Source organism: Streptomyces sp. NPDC028308, assembly GCF_055565855.1.
On record NZ_JBVHTO010000004.1, the window covers coordinates 433,693 to 456,334 of the forward strand.

Genomic DNA, 22,642 nt, shown 5'->3' on the forward strand with positions numbered 1-22,642 from the left:
GGGTCCTACAGGTCGCCGCCCCGCCTGGCGCGGGCCGCCGAGGCGGCGGCCCAGCCGAGTCCGCCCAGCGCGAGCGCCACCAGGACCATCTCGGGCAGGATCCCGAGACGGGTCGCGGGCGTCTGCGAGGAGCGCAGCGGCACCTTCTGGACCAGGGAGTCCGCGACGAACATCCCGGTCCGCTGGGTGATGCGCCCGTCCGGCATGATCACGGCACTGACGCCGCTGGTCACCGGGACCGTTACGGTGCGGCTGTGCTCCACCGCCCGGACCCGCGACATGGCGAGCTGCTGGTAGGTCATCTCGCTGCGGTCGAAGGTCGCGTTGTTGCTCGGCACCGAGATCATCCGGGCGCCGCCGGTCACCGTGTCGCGCACCGCCCAGTCGAAGGCGGCCTCGTAGCAGGTGGCGAGGCCGACCTGGGTGCCCGCCATGGTGAACACGCCCGGCTCGGTGCCGCGGCTGAAGTCCTGGCGCACCATGGACGTCCAGTTCTCGTTGATGGCGCCGAGGAGCGAGCGCAGCGGCAGGTACTCGCCGAACGGCTGGACCTGCCGCTTGTCGTACGTGTCGACGGGGCCCTTGTCCGGGTCCCACAGGATCTGCTCGTTGTAGAGCTTGCCGTCGCGCTCGACGACACCGCCCACCGAGATGGGCGCGCCGATCGCCCGGGCCGCCCGGTCGATCACGGCGCGTGCGTCGGGGTTGGCGAAGGGGTCGATGTCCGAGGAGTTCTCCGGCCACAGCACGAAGTCGGGCCGGGCGACCCTGCCGGCCTCGACCTCGGCGGCGAGGCGCTCGGTCTCGCGGACGTGGTGGTCGAGGACGGCTCGCCGCTGGGCGTTGAAGTCGAGTCCCGCGCGCGGCACGTTGCCCTGGATCACGGCCACGGTGGCCGTGCCGTCCTCCGCAGCGTCGCTGACGAGGGACCGCGCCGCGAACGCTCCGGCGACCGGGACGGCGACGCTGAGCAGGGCCACGGCCGCCGCCCCGCGCCGTACGGCACCGGTGCGGCGTCCCTCGATCACCTGGCGGACGATTTCGTAGAGCCCGAAGCCGCAGAGCACGACGGCGAAGCCGAGCACCGGGGTGCCGCCGACGGCGGCCAGCGGGAGGAAGACGCCGTCGGCCTGGCCGAAGGCGATCTTGCCCCAGGGGAAGCCGCCGAACGGCACACGCGCGCGTGCCGCCTCTCCCGCCGTCCACAGGGCCGCCGCCCACAGGGGCCACCCGGGGAGCTTCGAGACCGCCGCGATGCCGGCACCGACGAGCGCGACGAACACCGCTTCCACCACGACGAGCGCCAGCCACGGGCCGGGCCCGACCTCCACGCCGGTCCACACCAGCAGGGGCAGCAGGAAACCGAGGCCGAAGAGGTAGCCGAGACCGAGGGCCCGCTTCCACGTGCGGCCGCGCAGCGTCCAGGCGAGGACGGCGAAGGCCGGGAGCGCGAGCCACCACAGGGTGCGTGGCGGAAAACTGACGTAGAGCAGGACTCCGGCGAGCGCCGCGGCGGCGGACGGAACGAGCCGCCGCGCCCACCGGGCACCGCGGGAGAGGGGCAGGGCCTGGGATCCGAGCTGTTCCGGCTCGTCCACGGAGGTTGCGGTCGCGGTCACCCGGCGAGTCTACGGCGCGTGACCTGGGCCCCGACAGCACGGTCGGCGGCGGCCCGGGGGTGGCCGGGACCCGTCTGGCACAACGTTTCTGCGCAACTCGTCCACAAACGGCACATCAGCCGTTACGGTGTGCCCACGCCTCTGACGTGCGACCGGAGGCGCTATCGGCGGCCGGGGGGCGTCACGGGTCGGGGGGCGACGGGGTGGGGTCCACGGGGACGGAGTCCGCGGCCGGTGCGTCCGCCGCGGGCGAGAGACGCGGCACCTCGGACGCCACGGGCATGATCGTCCTCGCCGCGTGCGCCGGCTGGGCCCTCGTCTCGGCGGCGGCGCGCGACGGCCGACCGGAGGGTGTACTTCTGGCCGTCCTCGCACTGGCCGCCGGCTACGCCTCGGGACGCATCTGCGGCGCGCTGCTTCCGGTCGCCGCCCCCTGCGCGGGCGCCCTGGCCGGTCTCGGTCTCGCGCTCGCCGCCCCGCACATCACGACCGCCCCCGCGCTGTTGTCGCCGCTCGGGCACACCGGGGCGACCGCCGCGCTGCTGACCCTGTCCGCGGGCGCCGCCTGCTGCGCGTCCTCGGCGGCCCGCTCCCCGGGACCGCGCCTGACACTGTTCGCGCTGGCCGCGGCGACGACGCTCACCGCGCTCCTCGTCGGCTCGACGACGGGGTTCGCCGCCTGCGTCGGGGTGCTCCTGTGCTCACTGGCGGGCGGCCGGCTGCGGCACCGGGCCCTGGGACTGGCCGGCCTCGGGCTCACGGCGGCCCTGGTCGCGGGCACCACGTGGGCGATCGCCGAGAACGCGCTCCCCGAGGGACCGACCGCCGCCCTGGAGGGCCGGCTCACCGAGCACCGGGTCCTGCTGTGGCAGGACGCGCTCGGCATGGTGAGCCGCGATCCGGGGCTCGGCGCCGGCCCGGGCCGCTTCGGCGAGCTGAGCGCCACCGCGGCGCTGTCGCCGTCCCCCGACGGCAAACCGCACTCCGCGGCCTTCCAGCAGGCCGCCGAGCAGGGCGTGGTCGGCGTGGCACTGCTGGCCGTGGCCTTCGGCTGGGTCCTGTACGCGCTGTGGCGGTCGCCGCGCTCCACGCCCGTCGCGCTCAGCGCCGGGGCGGCCCTGACCGCGCTGGCCGCCATCGCGGCGGTCGGCAACGCGCTGAGCTTCACGACGGTGACGGCGGGCGCGGGGCTGCTGGCGGGCATCGCCACTGCCCGGCCGCTGGCCGAGGAGAGAGACGACGCCGACGCCGGGGAACGCTCGCGCGGGGTGTCGTTCTGAGGTGACGGTCGGGCAAGGACCTCACGGCGCCCTCCGTGCCCTGCGGGCCCCCGTGGGCGTCAGGGTGCCGCGGGTGTCCCCGGACGCAGGTGGTCGCGGATGATCCGTACGGCCGCCTCCGCGTTGTCGACCGTGATCGTGAAGGTGTGACCGTCGCCGAGGCGCAGGACCACTCCCTCACCGCGCCGGACGATGACGGCCGTCCCCTTCTCGGGACGCCACCGGTATCCCCAGCCGCCCCACTGGCGCGGGGTGACCTGGGGCGCGAAGTCCGCCGTGACCACGTGCGACAGCGGGATGCGGCGGCGCGGCACACCGATGTGGCCGCAGCGCACCTCGAGGCAGTCCTTGTCGACCCGCACGGCCACGTGCACGAAGGCGAGCGTGCCGAACAGGATGAGCAGTCCCGCCGCGATGCATCCGACGACGGACATCACGAGCGGAGCGCTGCCCGAGGTCCATGCGGAGTCGACGGCCAGCTCGATACCGAGCGCCAGACAGGCGGCACCGCCGAGGGCCGGCAGCCACTGGACGCGGTTCCGCGCGCGTCCCGTCCAGACCTCGGGGTGGGGGGCGTTCTCGCCGTGGGGGTGGTCCCTCATGCGTATGAGACTACTCAGGTTTCGCTGTGCTGGTACCTGGTGGCGGACAGTCACTGCTCCGGCCGGGCGGCCGGCGCGCGGGCGGACCCGTCGGTCGCGCCGGGTCAGTTCGCGGGGCTGAGCGACTGCAGGAGGCGGCCTTCCTCGTAGGCGAGCGCGGCCTCGGGCAGCGTTCCCTCGCGTCCGCCGAGCAGCACGGTCAGGGAGCCGGTCGCGGGGGCGTCCGGAGCGGGGAGCTCACCGATCCTGCGCAGCGCCTGGGCGGCCACGGCGCCGGCCGAGCCGTGCAGGACGAGCGGCGGGAGTCCCGGCCGCTGCACGGCGTCCCGGATGCGCTCGGCGACCAGCTCGTAGTGGGTGCAGCCCAGGACGACGGTGGTGACGTCGGCGGGGGTGAGGGCCGCGGCCGCCGCGATCGCCGCGTCGACCGCCTTCTGGTCGGCGTGCTCCACGGCGTCGGCGAGCCCGGGGCACGGCACCTCGGTGACGTCGATCCCGCTCGCGAACTCGCGGATGAGGCCCTGCTGGTACGGGCTGCCGGTGGTGGCGGGCGTGGCCCAGATCGCGACGGGTCCGCCGCCCGCCGCGGCCGGCTTGATCGCCGGGACCGTGCCCACGACGGGCACGCCCGGCTCCAGGCGGGCCCGCAGGGCGGGCAGGGCGCGTACGGAGGCGGTGTTGCAGGCGACGATCAGCGCGGCGGGCTCGAGCCGGGCGGCGGCCTCGGCGACGGCGAGGGCGCGGGCGGTCACGTCCTCCGGGGTGCGGGGTCCCCAGGGCATGCTGCCGGGGTCCGAGGAGAGGACGAGATCGGCGTCGGGCCGCAGACGGCGTACCGCGGTGGCCGCGGCGAGCAGGCCGATTCCGGAGTCCATGAGCGCGATCTTCACCCGGTCACCATAGACGATCCGCCCCGGCGGCCCGGCGGGGTGGGGCAGACTTCGACGGGTGAGCGCCGTTGTGTGGATCGCCGTGGGATCACTCGCCGCCTGGCTGTGGCTGCTGCTCTGCCAGGGCTTCTTCTGGCGCACCGACGTGCGGTTGCCGCCGCGCCGGGAGCAGGACGAGTGGCCGTCCGTCTGCGTCGTCGTCCCCGCGCGGGACGAGGCCGCGGTGCTGCCGGACAGCCTGCCCTCACTGCTGGCCCAGGACTATCCGGGGCGGGCCGAGATCTTCCTGGTGGACGACGGCAGCACGGACGGCACCGGGGAGCTGGCCCGGGAACTGTCCCGGCGGCACGGCGGGCTGCCGCTCACCGTGGACTCCCCCGGCGAGCCCCCCGCCGGCTGGACGGGCAAGCTGTGGGCGGTCCGGCACGGGATCGGCCTGGCACGCGCGCGTACCCCCGCCTATCTGCTCCTGACGGACGCCGACATCGCGCACGCGCCGGACAGCCTCAGGCAGTTGGTCACGGCGGCGCGCACCGGCGGTTTCGACCTCGTCTCCCTGATGGCCCGGCTGCGCGTGGACAGCGTGTGGGAGCGGCTCGTCGTACCCGCCTTCGTCTACTTCTTCGCCCAGCTGTACCCGTTCCGCCGGATCGGGGTGCGCGGGTCGCGGACCGCGGCCGCGGCGGGCGGCTGCGTCCTGCTGCGCGCCGACGCCGCCGAGCGGGCGCGGATCCCGGACGCGATCCGGCACGCCGTCATCGACGACGTGGCACTCGCGCGCGCGGTCAAGGGCTCCGGGGGGCACATCTGGCTCGGTCTCGCCGACCGGGTGGACAGCGTGCGCCCCTACCCCCGGCTGCACGACCTGTGGCGCATGGTCTCCCGCAGCGCCTACGCGCAGCTGCGGCACAGCCCCCCGCTGCTCCTGGGCACGGTCCTGGGGCTCGCCCTCGTCTACCTGGCGCCACCCGTCACCTTCGCGGCGGGTCTGGCCGCGGGGAGTGCGGGGGCGACGGCGGCCGGCGGGCTCGCGTGGCTGGTGATGACGGCGACCTACCTGCCGATGCTGCGCTACTACCGTCAGCCGGCGTGGCTGGCACCGCTGCTGCCGGCCACCGCGTTCCTCTACCTCCTGATGACGGTCGACTCGGCGGTGCAGCACTACCGGGGGCGTGGTGCGGCCTGGAAGGGCCGCACCTACGCACGTCCGGACGCCGCGGTCCTCGACGAGGGCTGAGCGCTCACTTCCTGCCGGGGGTCCAGTTCATGCCCCACCCGTAGGCGTAGTCGACGGTGCGCTGCGGGCTGACCCCGCGCTCGGGGATCAGGTAGCGGGCCTCGCGCTGGACGACGAGGTCGCCGCCGTTGTTGGTGATCAGCGCGAGGGCGCAGACGTTCGAGGGCACCGTGCACTCGTCGAGCGAGAAGTCGATCGGCGCGCCGTTCAGCGGGTGCAGCGTCACCGTGGCGTGCAGGTCGGCGAAGGAGCGGGCCCCCTCGTAGATGGTGACGAAGATGAGGATGCGCCGGATGCGCTGCTTGTGGTCGAGGTTGATGGAGAGGTTCTCTCCGCTCGCCGCGGCGCCGGTGCGGTCGTCCCCGTCGAGATGGATGTACGGGGGCTGGTGCAGAGCCCCGAAGGCGTTGCCGAGCGCCTGGACGACACCCTTTTGACCGTCCGACAGTTCGTACAGGGCGCACAGGTCGAGGTCGAGGTCGGAGTGCATCGCGACGGCCCGGCCGAGCTTGCTGGCCCACCCCGAGAACTGCTTGCGCACCTCCCAGTTGAGGTTCACGCGCATGGCGCCGGACGTGCCGCCCTGCTTGGCCAGCGAGACCGAGGGGGCCTCCTTGGTGAGCGTGACCTTGGTCAGCCGGACCGGGGCCGTCGGCGGGGCGGGCGGCGGGGCCGGGTGGGGCGGCGGCATGGTGACGGGCGGGGCGACCGGCGGCGGGGCGACCGGCCGGGACGTGTTCACGGGCGGGGCGGCCGGGGGCGGCGTGCGGGGCGCGGCGGGCGGCGGCGTGTGCTGAGGCTCGTCCACGGTGATGCCGTAGTCCGTGGCGAGTCCCTCCAGGCCGCTGTCGTAGCCCTGTCCGACGGCGCGGAACTTCCAGGCGCCCTGACGGCGGTAGAACTCCCCGAGGACGAAGGCGGTCTCGACGGTGGCGGCGCTGTCGAAGCGGGCGATCTCGGTGCCCTGCGCGTCGAGGACGCGGATGTAAAGACCGGGGATCTGTCCGAAGGTGCCGCCGTCCGACGACGCGGCCAGGACGATGGTCTCGATCGCGGGCTCCACGCGCGCGAGGTCGACCAGGAGCGTGTCGGTCGCCTGGCCGCCCGCGGTCCCCTTGCCCTCGTGGCGGACCGCGCCGGAGGAGTGCACCGGCTGGTTGTAGAAGACGAAGTCGGCGTCCGACCGCACCTTTCCCGAGACGAGCAGCAGCGCCGACGCGTCGGCGTCGGGCACCCCGGGTCCGGAACCCCGGCCCAGCTCGACCCGCAGCGCGGCCGTCGGCACGGCCACGTTCGACCCCTTGGACATTGACATGTACGCCCCCATCACCGTCTTCGCACCGAGCCACCCAGGACAGTGCAGAGGATCCGACCGGCTCGTCGGACCCGTTCGGCCAAACCTATTCCCCCGAGCCCCGAACGCCCATGATCCGGGCCGGAAGACCGGTGGCCAACCGCCGGTAACCCGCCAGGAACTCGGCCTTTACACGATCTGAACCCTCTTTGGCGTCCTTTTTTGCCGAGTTCGCTCGCATTGGGGATCCCACGTCACCGCCGACACGGAAAACAACCCTCTTATCGGTCTCCCCAACCAGCACATCGTGGGCTTAACTTATGTGCCATGACCTCCCCCCGCTCCACCTATGGCGGCGGTTACTACTCCGCGCCGTCCTTCCCGGACACCCCGATCTACGACTCCCTCGTCGCGGAACGTGGCACCCCTCAGATCGCCCCCATCCGGGTCCCCTCCGCATACGACACGGGCAGCCACCTGCCCGCGCTGCCGTCGGCTCTCCCCGCGCTGCCGGCCGGACCGTCCCAGCCTTCCTACGGCTACCCGCAGGCCCAGCAGCCCGCACCGCTGCACCAGGCGCCCACGGGCTACATCCCCCAGCAGGCCGCGGGCCCCCGCGGCTACCCGGGGCACCAGCAGCAGCAGCCCCGTCCGATGGCGGCCAACACGGGCTACGAGGCCATGCGCCCCGCGGCTCCACGCCCCGCCCCCGCGCCGTACCAGGACCCGTACAACAACGGGCAGCAGTACCGCGGCTACTGAGCACCCCGGGCCCCTCGGGGTCCGGGTCCCGGGTGACCGCCGCGTCCTGGCACCATGGCCTCATGGCGAACAACCCGGCGCTGCAAGCGATTCACGTCCACCCGGTCAAGGCACTGCGGGGCCACGCACCCGGCGAGGCCGTGGTGGAGCCCTGGGGGCTGGCCGGTGACCGGCGCTGGGCAGTGATCGACGAGGCGGGCAAGGTCGTCACCCAGCGGCAGCGGCCCCGTCTCGCACTGGCCGCCGCCGAGCCCTTGCCCGGCGGCGGCATCCGGCTGTCCGCGCCCGGCACCGACCCGCTGACCGTGCCGGTGCCCGACCCCGCCGTCACGATCCCCGCCAAGTTCCCGCGCCAGAAGGTCGAGACGGTCGCCGCCGACGCGTCCGCGAGCACCTGGTTCAGCGCGTACCTGGGCGTGGACGTCACGCTCGTCCACCTCGACGACCCCGCCACGCGCCGTCCCATCGACGACGCCCCGCACGCCCTTCCCGGTGAGACCGTCAGCCTCGCCGACGCCTACCCGCTGCTGCTCACGACGCAGTCCTCCCTGGACGCCCTCAACTCCCTGATCGCGCAGGGCGACCACCCCGACGAGGGCCCGCTGCCCATGAACCGTTTCCGGCCCAACGTGGTGGTGGCCGGTACCCCGCCGTGGGCCGAGGACGACTGGACGCGCATCGCCATCGGCGAGGTCTCCTTCCGGGTCGCCAAGATGTGCGGCCGCTGCGTCGTGACCACCACCGACCAGGGCACGGCCGAGCGCGGCAAGGAACCGCTGCGCACCCTCGGCCGCCACCGCCGCTTCGGCGACCAGCTGGCCTTCGGGCAGAACCTCGTTCCCGAGTCCCGCGGCACCGTGCGGGTCGGCGACCCCGTCCGCATCCTCGGCTGACCACCGCACGCGCCGCCCTCCGCCGGGCCCCGTGTCCGCCGGAATGCGTGAGGGAACCCTTGAGCGGGGAACCCGAAGGCCCCGCACGGTCGTTGAAAGCCTGTGAGAAGTCCATGAGAGGGCCTCGCGGGACCGGCGGGTGACATCGCTCCGTCTTCGCCGGGCTCACGCGTGGACGGCTTCGCGGGGGTTGTCACGGAGGGGGAAGGGGGTGCGGGACGGTGCGGGCAATCGGCGGACTCTGGCGGTGGCGGCACAATCCGCTGCGCCGTACGACCGATCTGATCGAAGCCTGGCTGGCGTTGGCGGCCGTCCTGCTGGTCCTGGGCGCCGCGCCCCTCGTCGGTGCCGTCGTCGGAGGCGCCGCCCAGCGGGCCCTTCAGCAGTCCGTCCGCGAGCAGCGCCAGGCGCGCCATCCGGTCGTCGCCACCGTCGTCAGAAGGCTCGACCGCTCCCCGCTCGACCCGGATCCGGAGACTTCGTCGGCGGGCAACGCGCACAGCCGCGTGCTGGCCGGCTGGACCGGCCCGGACGGCACCGCACGGCACGGCGCGGTGACGGCCGACCTCAGAACCCCGCACCGCGGCGACCACTTCACGGTGTGGACCGACCGGCACGGCCGCCTGGCCGCCCGTCCTCTGGACTCCGCGACCGCGACGACGCACGCCTTCCTGGCCGGGTTCGGAGCGGCGGCGCTGACCGTCGGACTCGTCGAGGGAGGGCGGCGCCTGATCATGTGGCGCATGACCCTTCGCAGGTACGCGCGTTGGGACCGGGCCTGGGACAGAGCGGGCCCCGACTGGGGAAGGACGGGCACCGGCAGCTGACCGCCTTGCCGCTCCGGTCAACCCGCCGCGTCCGCGCACGCTACGGTGGACCGGCCGAACTGTTCGGCACCTCGTGAGAGGTCGTCCTCTGTCTGCGACACACGATCGGATCCCCCTTGGGCGGGATCGGATCTCCGGCATGACGCGGTCGGCCTCTCAGGACCCGCGTACGACTAGGTGGGGGCACAGCAGCGCCATGGCACAGGGCACGGTCCAGGTGACGCACACCGGCACCTCGCGGTGGCGGCGCCGCACAGGGGAGTACGCCTCGCTCGCCGCCGCCCTTGAGGCCGCGGCCGACGGCGACGTCCTCACCGTCGCCCCCGGCACCTACCGGGAGAACCTCGTCGTGCAGCGCGCGGTGACGCTGCGCGGCCCCGACGGCACACCCGGCTCGGTCCGCATCGCGCCGGTCGACGGGGTGCCGCTCACCGTGCGGGCCTCGGCCGTGGTGCAGGACCTGCACATCGAGGGGCAGGACGCGGCGGCGCCCGCGGTGCTGGTCGAGGAGGGCACGCCCGAGCTGACGGACCTGCGGATCGTCACGCGCTCCGCGGCCGGCATCGAGGTGCGCGGCGGTGCCCGCCCGACGGTGCGGCGGTGCACGGTCGACAACCCGGCGGGCATCGGCATCGCCGTGGTCGACGGCGGGGGCGGGGTCTTCGAGGAGTGCGAGGTCGTCGCGGCCGGGCAGTCCGGCGTCGCGGTGCGCGGCGGTGCCCGCCCGCGGCTGGAGCGCTGCCGGGTGCACCACGCCTCGGGCGCGGGCCTGTCCGCGACGGGCGAGAACTCGTCCCTGGAGGCCGTCGGCTGCGAGGTGTACGAGGTCAAGGGCTCGGGGGTGCAGATCACCGGACGGGCCACGGCGCACCTCACCGACTGCGACGTGCACCGCACGACCGCGGACGGCGTGACGCTCGACACCGACGCCGTCCTCACCCTCGCCGACTGCCGCATCCACGACATCCCGGAGAACGCGGTGGACCTGCGTTCCCGCTCGGTGCTGACGCTGACGCGCACGACGGTGCGCCAGTTCGGCCGAAACGGCCTGTCCGTGTGGGATCCCGGCACCCGCGTCGACGCCAACCAGTGCGAGATCTTCGACAGCACGGGCGACTACCCCGCGGTGTGGGTCAGCGACGGCGCGACGGTCGTCCTGGAGTCGTGCCGGGTGCACGACGTGCCGGACGCGCTGTTCGTCCTCGACCGCGGTTCGCGCGCGGACGTCGTCGACAGCGACCTCTCGCAGGTCCGGAACACGGCGGTGTCGGTCAGCGACGGCGCCACCGCGCAGCTCGACGACTGCCGTATCCGGGACGCCGCGACGGGCGCCTGGTTCCGTGACCACGGCAGCGGCGGCACGCTGTCCGGCTGCACCGTGGACGGCACCCAGACCGGCGTCATCGTCACCAAGGGCGCCGACCCCACCATCGAGCGCTGCACGGTGGACTCACCCGCCGAGGCGGGCTTCTACGTGTCGGCGGGCGGCCGGGGCAGCTTCCACAACTGCCGGGTCACGGGCAGCGGCGGCTACGGCTTCCACGTGATCGACGGCTGCCGCACGACGCTGAAGAAGTGCCGGACGGAGCGCTGCGCGCGCGGCGGATACGAGTTCGCGGACGCCGGCACGGGCACGGCGTCCGACGGCGGACCGCTCGTTGAGGACTGCACCAGCGACGAGAGCGCGGGCCCGCGGCCCCCGGCGCAGGAGACGGCCGTACAGACGGCGAGCCACTCCCCCGGCCTGCTGGGCGCCATCCCCGGCCAGCGCACCACCGAGCAGGAACCGCTCGTCGCGCCGGCGCCGGAGGCCGACCGGCCCGCGCGGCCCTCGACGGCCGTACTGGGTGAACTCGACGCCCTGGTGGGCCTGGAGAGCGTCAAGCGCGAGGTGCGCGCCCTCACCGACATGATCGAGGTGGGCCGCCGGCGCCGACAGGCGGGCCTCAAGGCGGCCTCCGCACGCCGCCACCTGGTCTTCACGGGCTCCCCCGGCACCGGCAAGACGACCGTCGCCCGGCTCTACGGCGAGATCCTGGCCTCCCTCGGTGTGCTGGAGAAGGGCCACCTGGTCGAGGTGTCCCGCGTCGACCTGGTGGGCGAGCACATCGGTTCGACGGCGATCCGCACCCAGGAGGCCTTCGACAGGGCGCGCGGCGGTGTGCTGTTCATCGACGAGGCGTACGCGCTGTCCCCGGAGGACTCGGGCCGCGACTTCGGCCGCGAGGCGATCGACACGCTCGTGAAGCTGATGGAGGACCACCGGGAGGCGGTGGTGGTGATCGTCGCGGGCTACACGGCCGAGATGGAGCGCTTCCTTTCCGTCAACCCCGGTGTCGCCAGCCGCTTCTCACGGACCATCACCTTCGGCGACTACGGCCCGGAGGAGCTGCTGAGGATCGTGGAGCAGCAGGCCGAGGAGCACGAGTACCGGCTCGCGCCCGGCGCGCCCGAGGCGCTGCTCAAGTACTTCACGGACCTCCCCAAGGGCCCCGCCTTCGGCAACGGCCGCACGGCGCGCCAGACCTTCGAGGCGATGGTCGAGCGGCACGCGGGGCGGGTCGCCCAGCTCGCCGAGCCGAGCACGGACGACCTCACCCTGCTCTACGCGGAGGACCTGCCGGAGGCGCCCTGAGGAGGGTCCTCGTGGGGCGACGGGCCGGCCGGTCCGTCGTCCTCCCGGGTGCGCGGCCCCGGCACACCGGGCGTGAGCCGGGCGAGCAGCCGCTCGCGTTCCTCGTCGAACGCCGGATCGGCCTGGTAGTCGCTGTGCCCGAGGACCGGCGCGGGCAGCGGGTGCCGCTCGGTGCGGCCGTAGGCGAGGGGGTCGCGCAGGGCCTCGCGGTCGACCTGGGGGCCGCAGTCCCCGGGCAGCCGTACGGGCCCGCCGATCGGGTCGGTGGGGCGGTACAGGTTGCGCCAGCAGTCGACCTCGCGGTGCAGGGAGGTCAGGGCGGCCGGTCCGAAGTGCGCCGGGAACCAGCGCCCGTACAGCCGCTCCAGCGGTGAGCCGTAGGTCAGGAGCGCGACCCGTCTGCGGACGGCGGGCTTCAGCTGCCAGGCCGCGGCGGCCGCGAGCACGCTGCCCTGGGAGTGGCCGGAGATGACGAGGCGTCCGCCGGTGGCACGGGTCCACGTGTCCATGCGCCAGGTCAGGTCGGGGACGGCGCGCTCCGCGTAGCAGGGCGGTGCGAAGGGGTGCGCGGCGCGGGGCCAGAAGGTGCCGACGTCCCAGAGGATGCCGATGGTGCGCCGCGCGGCGGCGTCCTTGTAGGCGCGGCGCCCCCAGGTGACGAAGAGCAGGAAGCCGAGTCCGATCAGCCAGGACCCGAGAGCCTGCGCGGTCTGGGCCGCGCCCTGCACGAAGGCGGACGAGCCCCGCGCGGCCTCGCCCGGCGCCTTCCCGGTGAGCCCCGCTCCGAGCAGCGCCGCGGCGCCGAGGAGCAGGGTGGCCGCGGACGTGATCCCGATGATCCGGGGGGCGCGGTCGGTGAGGGCGGCATGCGCGCGCGTGGACGCGATCCGGCGGGTGCGGACGGTGTCCTTCGCCTCGCCCGGGTAGTCGAGTTCCACCCCGCGCATCTCCCGGTGCCGCAGCAGGCGGGTGCGAGCGGCCAGCCAGCCGGCGAGCACCAGCAGGACCAGCAGCAGGGGCGGGATCGCGGAGGCCTGCCAGGTCAGCAGCACCGGCGGGCTCACCAGCGCGTCCCGGGTGCCGTCCAGCCAGTCGGCGACGCGCTGGGCCACTCCCCCGGACATGACGCCGCCCAGCGCGCACGCCAGCATCGCGACGGCGGGACCGGCCAGGCCGCGCATCGCGGTACGCGCGTCGGGACGGGTGCGGTACAGGACGTGCGCGACGACGCCGAGGACGACGACGAGCAGTCCCTGTCCGAGGGCGACGGCCCCGAACGTCATGTCGCCGGGGAGCCGCCCGGCCGACTCCCAGCCGGGACGCGACCAGCCGGCGTACAGGACGGTGAGCGCGAGCAGGACGAGGGTGCCGCCGGGCAGCCATCGGGTGAGCGTCCCGTCCAGTTCCCGGTCGAGGCGGTTCTCGCTGCGGCCCCTGCTGCACACCACCCACACCACGACGCCCGCCCCCAGGAGGAGGGTCACGTCGAGGAGCCGTCCCAGGGCGTCCAGCAGGGCCGGCCCGTCGGACCCGCGGTCGTGACGCGCGGCCGACGTGCCGACGGCCGCGGCGACGGTCAGGAAGCCCGCCGCGGTGTGCGCGGCGCGCAGCCGGGCCACCAGGCGTCGCCCGTACCAGAATCCAGGGCGGCCGAGTCCGGTGCGGCCGGTCTCCTCGTCGGGCTCGGCCCGGCGGGAGAGGGGCTGTTGCGACTCGTAGGCGCTCCAGGTGCGGTGGGAGAGGTACCAGAGCAGTCCGGTGAGCGCGGCCGGCACCACCGAGGCCAGGGCGAGTCTGCGCCCCGGCGTGCTCCACCAGCCGTCACCGGACGTCGTCGGCGCGAGGAAGCCGAGCCAGGAGTGCTTCTCGGCGCACGCGCGCGTGCCCGCGCACTGCCAGGCGGTGAGGTCGAGTGCCACCTCGCAGGCGGCGGCGACCAGGAGCACGGTCAGGCTGAGGCCGACGAGCCGGACGAGCAGGCCGTACAGCCGTACCGTGCGCGTCCGGTCCTGCGCGGTGGGGCGCATCCAGTGCGCGAGGTTGACCACCATGAACGGCAGCAGCAACAGCCACAGGGCGCGGGAGCCGTTGCCGGAGGTGAGGTTGCACCAGACGTACGCCTCCGGCACCGGCTTCGCGTGCGGGCCGTCGGGGCGCCGTTCGGCGTCGGCGTCGTCGGCGCGCCGGTAGACCGCGGCCGTCTCGTCGCCCGTGATCCGCACCGTGCGCGGATCACCGAGCATGTCCTGGGGTGTGGCGCCGCCGACTCCGTGGACCAGGAGTTCGAGGGCGGGCTCGGCCCGTCCGGGCGGCTGCGGAGGGACGGCGTGTTCCCTCGTCGAGTCCTGGAGGGAGTCGCCGTGCTCCCCGGCCGGGCCATGATGTCGTGCACGCTCCACTGTTCCGCACTTCCCCCGTGCTGCCCGTCTGGCGTGTCATGTGCAGGCACAGGATCTCCGTTCCGGGACCGGCTCACACCTCTCGTCACGGAATCTCCCCGGTACGTGTGACGGTGACCGTGGTGACGCGTGCACAGGCAGTGGCGCGACTGTCGGTGACCCGTGCGAGTATGGGACGTCCTGCGGAGCCCGGGCGAGGCGAATGTCCTCGCCGGAGCGGGTTCGGACGGCGTGTCGGGCGGCTTGAGGCGAAAGGAACCGGAGCGGACGTGAGCGAGAATCAGAACCTCCTCGCGGAGCAGCGGCGCAACCTCATCCTCGACGAGGTACGCCGTCGCGGCGGAGTCCGCGTCAACGAACTGACCCGCAAGCTCGGCGTCTCGGACATGACGGTCCGCCGCGATCTCGACGCGCTCGCCCGCCAGGGTGTGGTGGAGAAGGTGCACGGCGGCGCGGTCCCGGTGGTCGAGGCGAGCACGCACGAGCCGGGTTTCGAGGCCAAGTCCGGTCTGGAGCTGACGGCCAAGGAGGACATCGCGCGGACCGCCGCCGGGCTGGTCGCCCCCGGCACCGCCATCGCGCTCTCCGGTGGCACGACGACGTACGCGCTCGCCCATCAGCTCACCGACGTGCCCGACCTGACGGTGGTCACCAACTCGGTCCGTGTGGCCGACGTGTTCCACTCGGCGCAGCGCGTCTCGGGCCAGCGGCAGGGCGCGGCCACGGTGGTGCTGACCGGCGGGGTGCGCACGCCCTCCGACTCCCTCGTCGGACCCGTGGCCGACCAGGCGATCGCGGCGCTCCACTTCGACGTGCTCTTCCTCGGCGTGCACGGCATATCGGTCGAGGCCGGCCTGTCGACGCCGAACCTGGCCGAGGCCGAGACGAACCGGCGGCTCGTGCAGTCCGCGCGGCGTGTCGTGGTGATCGCCGATCACACCAAGTGGGGCACGGTGGGCCTGAGTTCCTTCGCCACGCTGGACCAGGTGGACACCTGGGTCACCGACGCCGGGCTGCCGGCCGAGGCGCGCGAGGAGATGGCGGAGCATCCCACCCGCCTGATGGTGGCGGGCGAACCCGCGGACGATACAGACATCTGACGGGCCGCCAGCTAAGGTGGCGCCGCCCGGGGCACGGCCGCCCCGGGTACGCCTGGGCACGCTCGATCCCGCCCGGGATTCCCTTCCCGCCAAGGGGGTTGCGCATCCATGGCACGCCGTCTGCGCCCGGTCGGACTCGACTTCGTCGAGCTGGCTCCGCTCCGCCTGACCTTCGCACGCGAGGTCACCGCGCCTCCCGACGCCGTCTTCCGCGCGCTCGCCGAGGACGTGTCGGGCTGGCCGGAGTGGTTCTCGGCCGTGACGCTCGCCCGGCCGACGCCGGACGGGGCGGGGCGCGAGGTCCGGCTGAAGGGCGGCACCCGCTTCGAGGAGACCGTGCTCGCGGCCGAGGCACCGCGGGTGTACGCGTACCGCGTGGACGTGACGAACGCGCCGGGACCCCGTGCGCTCGCCGAGGAATGGCGGCTCACGCCCGCGGGGTCGGGCACCCGGGTGCGCTGGACCTTCGCAGCCGACGGGGCCGCGCCCTTCCGGCTGGCACTCGGACTGGGACGGGCGGGCCTGGGCCGCGCCTTCAAGGACGCGGTCGTGGCACTGGACCGACGACTGACCACCACGGCGGCTTGAGCGCGGGCGGCCACCCGCGCGGGCGACTCGCCGAGCGCCGGGGTGCCCGGGGACTCCGGCACGCCGGTGACCAGCGCCGGCACGTCCTCGACGGGGCCGGCGCCGCGCGCGGCGGCCGCCGGTCGTTCCTCGGGGTGGGCGGCGGGGCGGCGCGCGTTCGCTTTCGCGGCGGGCTCGCGGCTGCCTTCCCTCGGGGCAAGCGGGTGCTGTCAGGCCCCGCCCGTACCCCCGCCGGCGCCCGCTGAAGAAGCTCACGGCATCGGCAACTGACGTCCCGGACGGGACCGTCGGGGGCCGGCCCGCTAGTCCGGCCAGACGCCCGTGAGCAGCAGCGTCTCGATCGCCTCGGTGTACGGCGTGATGTCCAGCCCCTGCTGGGCCAGCCACGCGTCCGAGTAGTACTTGTCCAGGTAGCGGTCACCCGGATCGCAGATCAGGGTGACCACGCTTCCCGTACGGCCCTCGGCCACCATCTCGGCGACGATCTTCAGCGCGCTCCACAGACCGGTGCCGGTCGAGCCCCCCGCCTTGCGCCCGATGGCTCGCTCCAGGGCGCGGACGGCCGCCACGCTGGCCGCGTCGGGCACCTTCATCATCCGGTCGATGGCACCGGGCACGAAGCTGGGCTCCATCCGCGGCCGGCCGATCCCCTCGATGCGTGAACCGCAGTCGGTCGTGACGGCCGGATCGCCGGTCGTCCATCCCTCGAAGAAGCACGAGTTCTCCGGATCGGCGACACAGATGCGGGTGTCGTGCTGCATGTAGTGCACATAGCGCGCGATGGTCGCCGAGGTGCCGCCGGTCCCGGCCGTGGCGACCACCCAGGCCGGTTCGGGGAACCGCTCCAGTTCCAGCTGGCGGAAGATGGACTCGGCGATGTTGTTGTTCCCGCGCCAGTCCGTGGCCCGCTCGGCGTAGGTGAACTGGTCCATGTAGTGGCCGCCGGTCTCGACCGCGAGGGCGGCGGACTCCTCGTACATCCGGCGCGGGTCGTCCACGAAGTGGCACTGCCCGCCGTGGAACTCGATGAGCCGGCACTTCTCGGCACTCGTCGTACGCGGCATCACCGCGACGAAGGGCACGCCGATCAGCTTCGCGAAGTACGCCTCGGAGACGGCCGTCGACCCGCTGGACGCCTCGATGACGGGGCGTCCGGGCCGGATCCAGCCATTGCAGAGGCCGTAGAGGAAGAGCGAGCGGGCGAGCCGGTGTTTGAGGCTCCCGGTCGGGTGGGTGGACTCGTCCTTCAGATACAGGTCGATGCCCCACCGCTCGGGCAGCGGGAAGCGCAGCAGGTGCGTGTCGGCCGAACGGTTGGCGTCCGCCTGGACCTTGCGGACCGCTTCTTTGAGCCAGGCTCGATACGCGAGGTCGCTGTGGTCGACGTCGAGGGTCTGTCCGGTCCGGGTCGAGGGAGTGATGCTCACGGCGAGGCTCCTTACGCATTGCGCCGACGCCGGTTCACATGGTCGGACACCTCGATCATAGGCACCTTCCTCACGCTTCTCACCTGCATAAACGCATCTTTGGGCAGCTCAAAGGAGGGCCTGGGGGGCGGGGCGCGCGGCGCCGGGGGCGCATGCTCGTGAGTGCTCCCACCGACCGGCAGGACGTCGTCGTACGTACTGGTGCTCGACGCCGGTGGCGGGCAGACTGCAGGCACGGGGATGCTTCACTGGATCAAGAACCACGCCGAGCACGACGGAGCGGCGGCCGAACACGCGAGGGGGCGGAGCATCATGGCGGATCCGGAGTTCACGGCCACGGGCGTGCGGATCGGGAAGAGGCTGCGCTCGCTCACCCGGGCCGGACAGGTCCGGATCAACGACGGCAGGCTCGAGTTGCTCACCAGCTACGGCAGCGAGATCGACAGCGCGCCGGTCCAGGCGGTGCGCGCCTCGAAGCCGTGGTTCGCCCATGACGACCGGGCGTCGGCCGACCTCAACGGCACGCGCTACCAGCTCACCCTCGGGGAACACGATCCGGCGCCGGGAAAGCCCGGCCCGCCCTCCGCCCGCCGGTTCATCGAGGCGGTCCGCAGGGCGGCGGGACGCAGCAGTTGAACGGGTCGCGAGTTGCGGGACGGCATTCCCTGGGTCACGCTGATGTCACGTCACTCTGGGTTTACCGGCGATAACGCTGCGAACCAGCCCGCCGGCCATCACAGCAGGCGGTCGTTCCACGCAGCCATCTGCTGGATTCGATCTCCGTCTTCTTCCGGACCTCAATTCGGGGAGTCGCAGCCGTGATCAGCCAGCCAAGCAGGCATTGCACGGTGGGGCTCCAAGCCCTGCCCTCGCGGATCGGCCAGGTCCGCAGAATCGTATCTGCGCAGTTGCGCTACTGGCATCTGGACCAGTTGATAGACCGCGCAGCGCTCGGCGTCACCGAACTTCTGACCAACGTTCACCGGCACGCCGAGCCCGACAAGATGTGCACCGTGGAGATCGAGTTCCTGCTCGACCGGCTCACGGTCTCGGTGCACGACAACGACCCGCGTCTGCCCGTCGTGGAGGACCCGGAACTCTTCGCCACCTGTGGTCGCGGCCTCGCCATGGTCGCCGCCATGAGCGAGAGCTGGGGTGTGCGGCCGAACGGAGAATCCGGCAAGGTCGTGTGGTTCACCCTGCCGGCTCACTCCGCCGCGGCGACTCCGGTGCGGCCGGCGTACGCCACCGCTCTCGAGGCGCCTGTGCGCAGGTTCGGTTCGGAAGCGCGCAGGCCCGAACACGCTCCCGCCCGGTCCGCCGTTGTCGGCTGACCGGGCGGTGACCTCCGCGTCGCGGGGACGGGTCACTCGGTGGCGATGGCGCGCAGCACGTCGAGGCGTGCCGCCCGCCGGGCCGGGCGCAGACCCGCGAGCGCTCCGGCCGCGAGGCCCACCAGCGCCACCACCACGAGCTGCACGGGCGGCACCGCGAAGGCGAAGTCGCTGTCGGAGACTCCGTCCGAGGCCTTCACGAGGACCCAGCCGAGGAAGCCTCCCAGCGCGAGCCCGCCCGCCGTGCCGAACGCGGCGACCAGGACCGACTCCCAGCGGACCATGGCGCGCAATTGCGCCCTGGTCTGTCCCACGGCCCTCAACAGGCCGAGTTCACGGGTCCGTTCGTGGATCGCGAGCGTCAGCGTGTTGGCGATGCCGAGCAGCGCGATGAGCACCGCGAGGGCGAGCAGCGCGTAGACGAGGGTCAGCATCATGTCGATGCCGGCCGCCGAGGACCGCGCGTACTCGTCGCGGGTCTGCACGTCGGGGTGGCCGTACGCCGCCGCGGTCCGCTCCACCGCCGCCGTGCCCTCGGCCGTGCCCACGCCGTCCGCGAAGGAGACGGCGACGAGCGTGTCGGAGTCCTGCGTGCGGTGCGGGGCCCAGGCGGCACGGGTGATGACGTAGTCACCTGCGAGTTCCGAACGGCCGTAGACCGCGCGGACGGTGAAGGTCTTCCGGTCGCCGTCGGTGAAGGTGAGGCGGGTGGTGTCGCCCGTCGTGAGGCCCTGCCGGCCGGCCTCCTCCCGGGTGACGGCGATCCCGTCGGTACCGAGGCGGTCCAGTGATCCGTCCACCCGGCCGAGGTCGAAGACCTTGCCGAGGGTGACGGGATCGGTGACGGTGAGGGCCCTTCCCTCGCCGTCGACCTCGGCGACCCCGCGGCCGAGTCCCACGGCGTTCTCGACGCCGGGCTGCCGTGCGATCGCGGGGGCCAGCTTCGGGCTGAGCCCGCTGCCGCCCGCGCCGAAGGACGGGGTGCTGACGACGACGTCGCCCGCGAAGGAACGGGAGACCGTCTGGTCCATGGTCGCCTTCAGCGAGGCGCCGAACACCGTGAACAGCGAGACGACGGCGATCCCGATCATCAGCGCGCTCGCGGTGGCCGCGGTGCGCTTGGGGGTGCGCAGCGCGTTGCGCCGGGCGAGAGCGCCGGTGACGCCCCGCAGCCGGTCGAGGGGGATGCCGATGACCCGTACGGCCGTGCCGGCCGCGACGGGCCCGAGGACCACGAAGGCGGCGAGGGCCAGGACGGCGCCGGAGCCGGCGAGCCACAGCGACGGCGCGGCGAGGACGCCGACCAGGGTCGCCGCGAGGGCGAGCGCGGCCAGGGAGCCGCCGACGGCGGCGCGTCCGCGTGAGGCCCCGGACCGGTCCACCGCCGTCTCGCGCAGCGCGGCCAGCGGTGCGGTCCGGCCCGCCCGGACGGCGGGCAGCACGGCCGACCCCAGGCAGACGAGCACGCCGACGGCCAGGGGCAGCAGGAGCGAGAGCCGGCCGACGACCAACGCGCCGTCCGGGAACGGGAATCCGATGGCGGGGAACAGCGCCTGCAGTCCGGCGGCGATGCCGACACCGCCCGCGAGGCCGGCGGCGGAGGCCGTGACGGCGACCGCGCTCGCTTCGAGCAGCGTCGCGGCGGTGACCTGGCGGCGGGATGCGCCCAGTGCGCGCAACAGGGCGTTTTCGCGGGTGCGTTGGGCGACGACGATGGCGAACGTGTTGTGGATGGAGAAGGTCGCGACGAGCAACGCGACGCCCGAGAAGACCAGCAGGAAGGTGGTGAAGAGGGTCAGGAACTGGCTGGAGATCATGTCGGTGTTCTCCTCGGCCGATTCCTGGCCGGTGATCGCCTCGACTCCCTTCGGCAGCACCGGGGTCAGCCTCTCGACGAGTTCCCGCTGGCCGGTGCCGGGCGCGGCCCGCACCTGGATGGCCGCGGCCTGGCCCGGCCGGGCGGTCAGGTAGGTCTCGGCGTCGGCCCGTGTCATGCCGGTGAAGGTCACCTGGGCCATGCCGTCCTCGCCGCCGAAGGTCGCGAGGCCGACGATCGTCACCTTCACGGGGTCCGGGGTGCGCAGCGTCGTGGTGTCGCCGATCTCCAGGCCGCCCTTCTTCGCGGCTCCCCGGTTGATCACGACTTCGCCGCTCCTGGCGGGTGCGCGGCCCTCGGCGAGACGGTACGGGTTGAGTCCGGGGTCCGTGATCCAGTTGCCGGCCACGGTGGGCGGGCCCTGGCCGCCGACGGGTTCGCCGTCGGCGCCGACGAGCTGGCCGGCGCCCTGGATGTCGGGTACGGCGGCCGCGACTCCGGGCGTCCGCTCGATCGCCGCCGTCAGTGCGGTGTCGATGGGCCGGCGTTCGCCCTGGCTGTCGCCGGGTGTGGTGATCGTCGCGGCGTTGCGGACGACGGCGTCCGTGCCGCTCGTCGCGTTGCCGAACATCGTGTCGAACCCGGCGCGCAGGGTGTCACCCATGACGAGCGTGCCGGTCAGGAAGGCGACGCCGAGGAAGACCGCGAGGAACGTACCCGCGAAGCGCCGCTTGTGGGCTCGCAGGGAGGCCGCGCCGATGCGGACGGAGGCGTTCACGACGGCGCCCCCTTGCTGTCGAAGGCCTTCATGCGGTCGAGGACCTTGTCGGCGGTCGGTGCCTCCATGCGGTCGACCAGGCGGCCGTCGGCGAGGAAGATCACCTCGTCGGCGTGGGCGGCGGCGACCGGGTCGTGGGTGACCATGACGACGGTGCGGTCCATCGTGCGCACGGCCCGGCCGAGCAGGCCCAGCACCTCCTCGCCGGAGCGGGAGTCCAGGTTGCCGGTGGGTTCGTCGGCGAAGACGACGTCCGGCCGTCCCGCGAACGCCCGTGCCACGGCGACCCGTTGCTGCTGCCCGCCGGACAGTTCGGAGGGTCGGTGGTGGAGCCGGTCGCGCAGGCCGACGACGTCGACGAGCGCGTCGATCCACGCGGTGTCGCCCCGCTGCCCCGCGAGGTCGACGGGCAGCGTGATGTTCTCCGCGACGGTCAGCGTCGGGACCAGGTTGAAGGACTGGAAGACGAAGCCGACGCGCTCGCGCCGCAGGAGGGTGAGCCGGCGGTCGTCGAGTGCGCCGAGTTCGGTGCCGCCGATGAAGGCCGCTCCCGAGGTGAGCGTGTCCAGGCCCGCCGCGCAGTGCATGAGGGTGGACTTGCCGGAACCGGAGGGCCCCATGATCGCGGTGAAGCGGCCGGCCGGGAACCCGACGCTCACCCCGTCCAGGGCCCGTACCGCGGTGTCACCGGAGCCGTACACCTTGACGGCTCCGGTGACTCGCGCGGCGTGGCGGGTGGTGGTCGCCTCGGCGGCCGCGGGTGCGCCGCTCATACCGCGCCGCCCTTGCCCGTGCGCCCGAACTGCTCGTCCAGGACGGACAGCCGGCGCCAGTACTCGTCCTCGTCGATCTCGCCGGCCGCGAAGCGGCGGCCGAGCACGGCGATCGGCGAGTCACCGGCCGGGCGCCCGCCGTCCGCCGGACGCCAGGGACCGCCGCGGCCCAGCCGGGCGGTGCGGCGCAGGACGGTCACCGCGCCGACGACGACGGCCGCCCAGATCAGCGGGAAGAACAGGATCCACGGGCCGGGGCCGCCGTCCCAGTTCGCCAGGGTCTGCATCTCGGTTCATCTCCTCGGTGGGTGTCCTCGTGATGTTCCGAGCCTGGCTCCGGGAGGGGGTCCGAGTCGTCGTACGGCCAGCGGCAGTGCGCGTACCTCCA

Annotated in this window: 19 protein-coding genes; 10 read left to right on the plus strand and 9 right to left on the minus strand. The window is 73.6% G+C overall.

Features of this window, described 5'->3' with window-relative positions; all coding sequences use genetic code 11:
- Nucleotides 1-5 precede the first annotated feature (5 nt).
- Nucleotides 6-1,619 (minus strand): apolipoprotein N-acyltransferase, encoded by a 1,614-nt coding sequence (gene lnt, locus ACZ4VA_RS12140; RefSeq protein WP_356165683.1) that lies wholly within the window; start codon nt 1,617-1,619, stop codon nt 6-8.
- A gap of 203 nt (nt 1,620-1,822) precedes the next feature.
- On the opposite strand from lnt, the gene ACZ4VA_RS12145 reads away from it, so the two are divergent.
- Entirely contained in the window at nt 1,823-2,899 is a 1,077-nt protein-coding gene (locus ACZ4VA_RS12145; protein WP_388904651.1) for an O-antigen ligase family protein, read from the plus strand.
- Nucleotides 2,900-2,958: 59 nt separating this feature from the next.
- Here the strand turns inward: ACZ4VA_RS12145 and ACZ4VA_RS12150 are convergent, their stop codons facing one another.
- On the minus strand, nt 2,959-3,501 hold the full coding sequence (locus tag ACZ4VA_RS12150; RefSeq protein WP_356165686.1) for a hypothetical protein: 543 nt from the start codon (nt 3,499-3,501) through the stop codon (nt 2,959-2,961).
- Nucleotides 3,502-3,605: 104 nt separating this feature from the next.
- A complete protein-coding gene (locus ACZ4VA_RS12155) occupies nt 3,606-4,391 on the minus strand; it encodes a glutamate racemase (RefSeq protein WP_356165689.1) in 786 nt (261 codons plus the stop codon).
- A gap of 58 nt (nt 4,392-4,449) precedes the next feature.
- On the opposite strand from ACZ4VA_RS12155, the gene ACZ4VA_RS12160 reads away from it, so the two are divergent.
- A complete protein-coding gene (locus ACZ4VA_RS12160) occupies nt 4,450-5,628 on the plus strand; it encodes a glycosyltransferase (protein ID WP_356165692.1) in 1,179 nt (392 codons plus the stop codon).
- 4 nt (nt 5,629-5,632) lie between these two features.
- On the opposite strand, the gene ACZ4VA_RS12165 is transcribed toward ACZ4VA_RS12160, so the two are convergent.
- Nucleotides 5,633-6,955: a TerD family protein gene (locus ACZ4VA_RS12165; RefSeq protein ID WP_389389226.1), complete on the minus strand. Its 1,323-nt coding sequence runs from the start codon at nt 6,953-6,955 to the stop codon at nt 5,633-5,635.
- A gap of 294 nt (nt 6,956-7,249) precedes the next feature.
- Between ACZ4VA_RS12165 and ACZ4VA_RS12170 the strand changes: the two genes are divergently transcribed.
- The 4 genes from ACZ4VA_RS12170 to ACZ4VA_RS12185 all read left to right on the plus strand — a co-directional run bounded on the left by ACZ4VA_RS12170 (nt 7,250) and on the right by ACZ4VA_RS12185 (nt 12,039).
- Nucleotides 7,250-7,684 (plus strand): DUF6643 family protein, encoded by a 435-nt coding sequence (locus ACZ4VA_RS12170; protein ID WP_355794410.1) that lies wholly within the window; start codon nt 7,250-7,252, stop codon nt 7,682-7,684.
- Between the two features lie 62 nt (nt 7,685-7,746).
- Nucleotides 7,747-8,577 (plus strand): MOSC domain-containing protein, encoded by an 831-nt coding sequence (locus tag ACZ4VA_RS12175; RefSeq protein ID WP_356165698.1) that lies wholly within the window; start codon nt 7,747-7,749, stop codon nt 8,575-8,577.
- Nucleotides 8,578-8,798: 221 nt separating this feature from the next.
- Nucleotides 8,799-9,404, plus strand: coding sequence for an Rv1733c family protein (locus tag ACZ4VA_RS12180; protein WP_468081054.1), 606 nt, complete (start codon nt 8,799-8,801; stop codon nt 9,402-9,404).
- Between the two features lie 196 nt (nt 9,405-9,600).
- Nucleotides 9,601-12,039: a right-handed parallel beta-helix repeat-containing protein gene (locus tag ACZ4VA_RS12185; RefSeq protein ID WP_356238415.1), complete on the plus strand. Its 2,439-nt coding sequence runs from the start codon at nt 9,601-9,603 to the stop codon at nt 12,037-12,039.
- Here the strand turns inward: ACZ4VA_RS12185 and ACZ4VA_RS12190 are convergent.
- Nucleotides 12,009-14,438 carry a hypothetical protein gene (locus ACZ4VA_RS12190; protein WP_468081056.1) on the minus strand — a complete coding sequence of 810 codons (2,430 nt, stop codon included), beginning with the start codon at nt 14,436-14,438 and terminating at the stop codon, nt 12,009-12,011. The genes ACZ4VA_RS12185 and ACZ4VA_RS12190 overlap by 31 nt on opposite strands.
- A 269-nt stretch (nt 14,439-14,707) precedes the next feature.
- On the opposite strand from ACZ4VA_RS12190, the gene ACZ4VA_RS12195 reads away from it, so the two are divergent.
- Nucleotides 14,708-15,538, plus strand: coding sequence for a DeoR/GlpR family DNA-binding transcription regulator (locus ACZ4VA_RS12195; RefSeq protein ID WP_355794304.1), 831 nt, complete (start codon nt 14,708-14,710; stop codon nt 15,536-15,538).
- Between the two features lie 108 nt (nt 15,539-15,646).
- Complete coding sequence (locus ACZ4VA_RS12200; RefSeq protein WP_452920472.1) at nt 15,647-16,126, plus strand: SRPBCC family protein; 480 nt, start codon at nt 15,647-15,649, stop codon at nt 16,124-16,126.
- Nucleotides 16,127-16,428: 302 nt separating this feature from the next.
- Here ACZ4VA_RS12200 and cds1 read toward each other — a convergent pair whose 3' ends face one another.
- Nucleotides 16,429-17,553: an L-cysteine desulfhydrase Cds1 gene (gene cds1 / locus ACZ4VA_RS12205; protein ID WP_356165707.1), complete on the minus strand. Its 1,125-nt coding sequence runs from the start codon at nt 17,551-17,553 to the stop codon at nt 16,429-16,431.
- A gap of 312 nt (nt 17,554-17,865) precedes the next feature.
- Between cds1 and ACZ4VA_RS12210 the strand changes: the two genes are divergently transcribed.
- Both ACZ4VA_RS12210 and ACZ4VA_RS12215 read left to right on the plus strand, forming a co-directional pair.
- The gene (locus ACZ4VA_RS12210) at nt 17,866-18,189 is read left to right on the plus strand and encodes a hypothetical protein (protein ID WP_355794171.1); all 324 of its coding nucleotides are present in this window, start codon (nt 17,866-17,868) and stop codon (nt 18,187-18,189) included.
- A 182-nt stretch (nt 18,190-18,371) separates the two neighbouring features.
- Nucleotides 18,372-18,887 (plus strand): ATP-binding protein, encoded by a 516-nt coding sequence (locus ACZ4VA_RS12215; protein ID WP_356165709.1) that lies wholly within the window; start codon nt 18,372-18,374, stop codon nt 18,885-18,887.
- 32 nt (nt 18,888-18,919) lie between these two features.
- Here ACZ4VA_RS12215 and ACZ4VA_RS12220 read toward each other — a convergent pair whose 3' ends face one another.
- The 3 genes from ACZ4VA_RS12220 to ACZ4VA_RS12230 are packed head-to-tail and all read right to left on the minus strand — an operon-like array spanning nt 18,920 to nt 22,541.
- Nucleotides 18,920-21,481, minus strand: a complete 2,562-nt coding sequence (locus ACZ4VA_RS12220) for an ABC transporter permease (protein ID WP_468081060.1) — start codon at nt 21,479-21,481, stop codon at nt 18,920-18,922.
- Nucleotides 21,478-22,254 carry an ABC transporter ATP-binding protein gene (locus tag ACZ4VA_RS12225; protein WP_468081062.1) on the minus strand — a complete coding sequence of 259 codons (777 nt, stop codon included), beginning with the start codon at nt 22,252-22,254 and terminating at the stop codon, nt 21,478-21,480. The genes ACZ4VA_RS12220 and ACZ4VA_RS12225 overlap by 4 nt, the downstream gene beginning before the upstream one ends.
- Nucleotides 22,251-22,541, minus strand: coding sequence for an SHOCT domain-containing protein (locus tag ACZ4VA_RS12230; RefSeq protein WP_355794788.1), 291 nt, complete (start codon nt 22,539-22,541; stop codon nt 22,251-22,253). The genes ACZ4VA_RS12225 and ACZ4VA_RS12230 overlap by 4 nt, the downstream gene beginning before the upstream one ends.
- Nucleotides 22,542-22,642: the final 101 nt, after the last annotated feature.

Coding starts and splice junctions, on each gene's coding strand:
- ACZ4VA_RS12150 (WP_356165686.1), bottom strand. CDS start 3,501: ATGAGGGACCACCCCCACGGCGAGAACGCCCCCCACCCCGAGGTCTGG.
- ACZ4VA_RS12165 (WP_389389226.1), bottom strand. CDS start 6,955: ATGGGGGCGTACATGTCAATGTCCAAGGGGTCGAACGTGGCCGTGCCG.
- ACZ4VA_RS12170 (WP_355794410.1), top strand. CDS start 7,250: ATGACCTCCCCCCGCTCCACCTATGGCGGCGGTTACTACTCCGCGCCG.
- ACZ4VA_RS12175 (WP_356165698.1), top strand. CDS start 7,747: ATGGCGAACAACCCGGCGCTGCAAGCGATTCACGTCCACCCGGTCAAG.
- ACZ4VA_RS12185 (WP_356238415.1), top strand. CDS start 9,601: ATGGCACAGGGCACGGTCCAGGTGACGCACACCGGCACCTCGCGGTGG.
- ACZ4VA_RS12200 (WP_452920472.1), top strand. CDS start 15,647: ATGGCACGCCGTCTGCGCCCGGTCGGACTCGACTTCGTCGAGCTGGCT.
- ACZ4VA_RS12210 (WP_355794171.1), top strand. CDS start 17,866: ATGGCGGATCCGGAGTTCACGGCCACGGGCGTGCGGATCGGGAAGAGG.
- ACZ4VA_RS12225 (WP_468081062.1), bottom strand. CDS start 22,254: ATGAGCGGCGCACCCGCGGCCGCCGAGGCGACCACCACCCGCCACGCC.
- ACZ4VA_RS12230 (WP_355794788.1), bottom strand. CDS start 22,541: ATGCAGACCCTGGCGAACTGGGACGGCGGCCCCGGCCCGTGGATCCTG.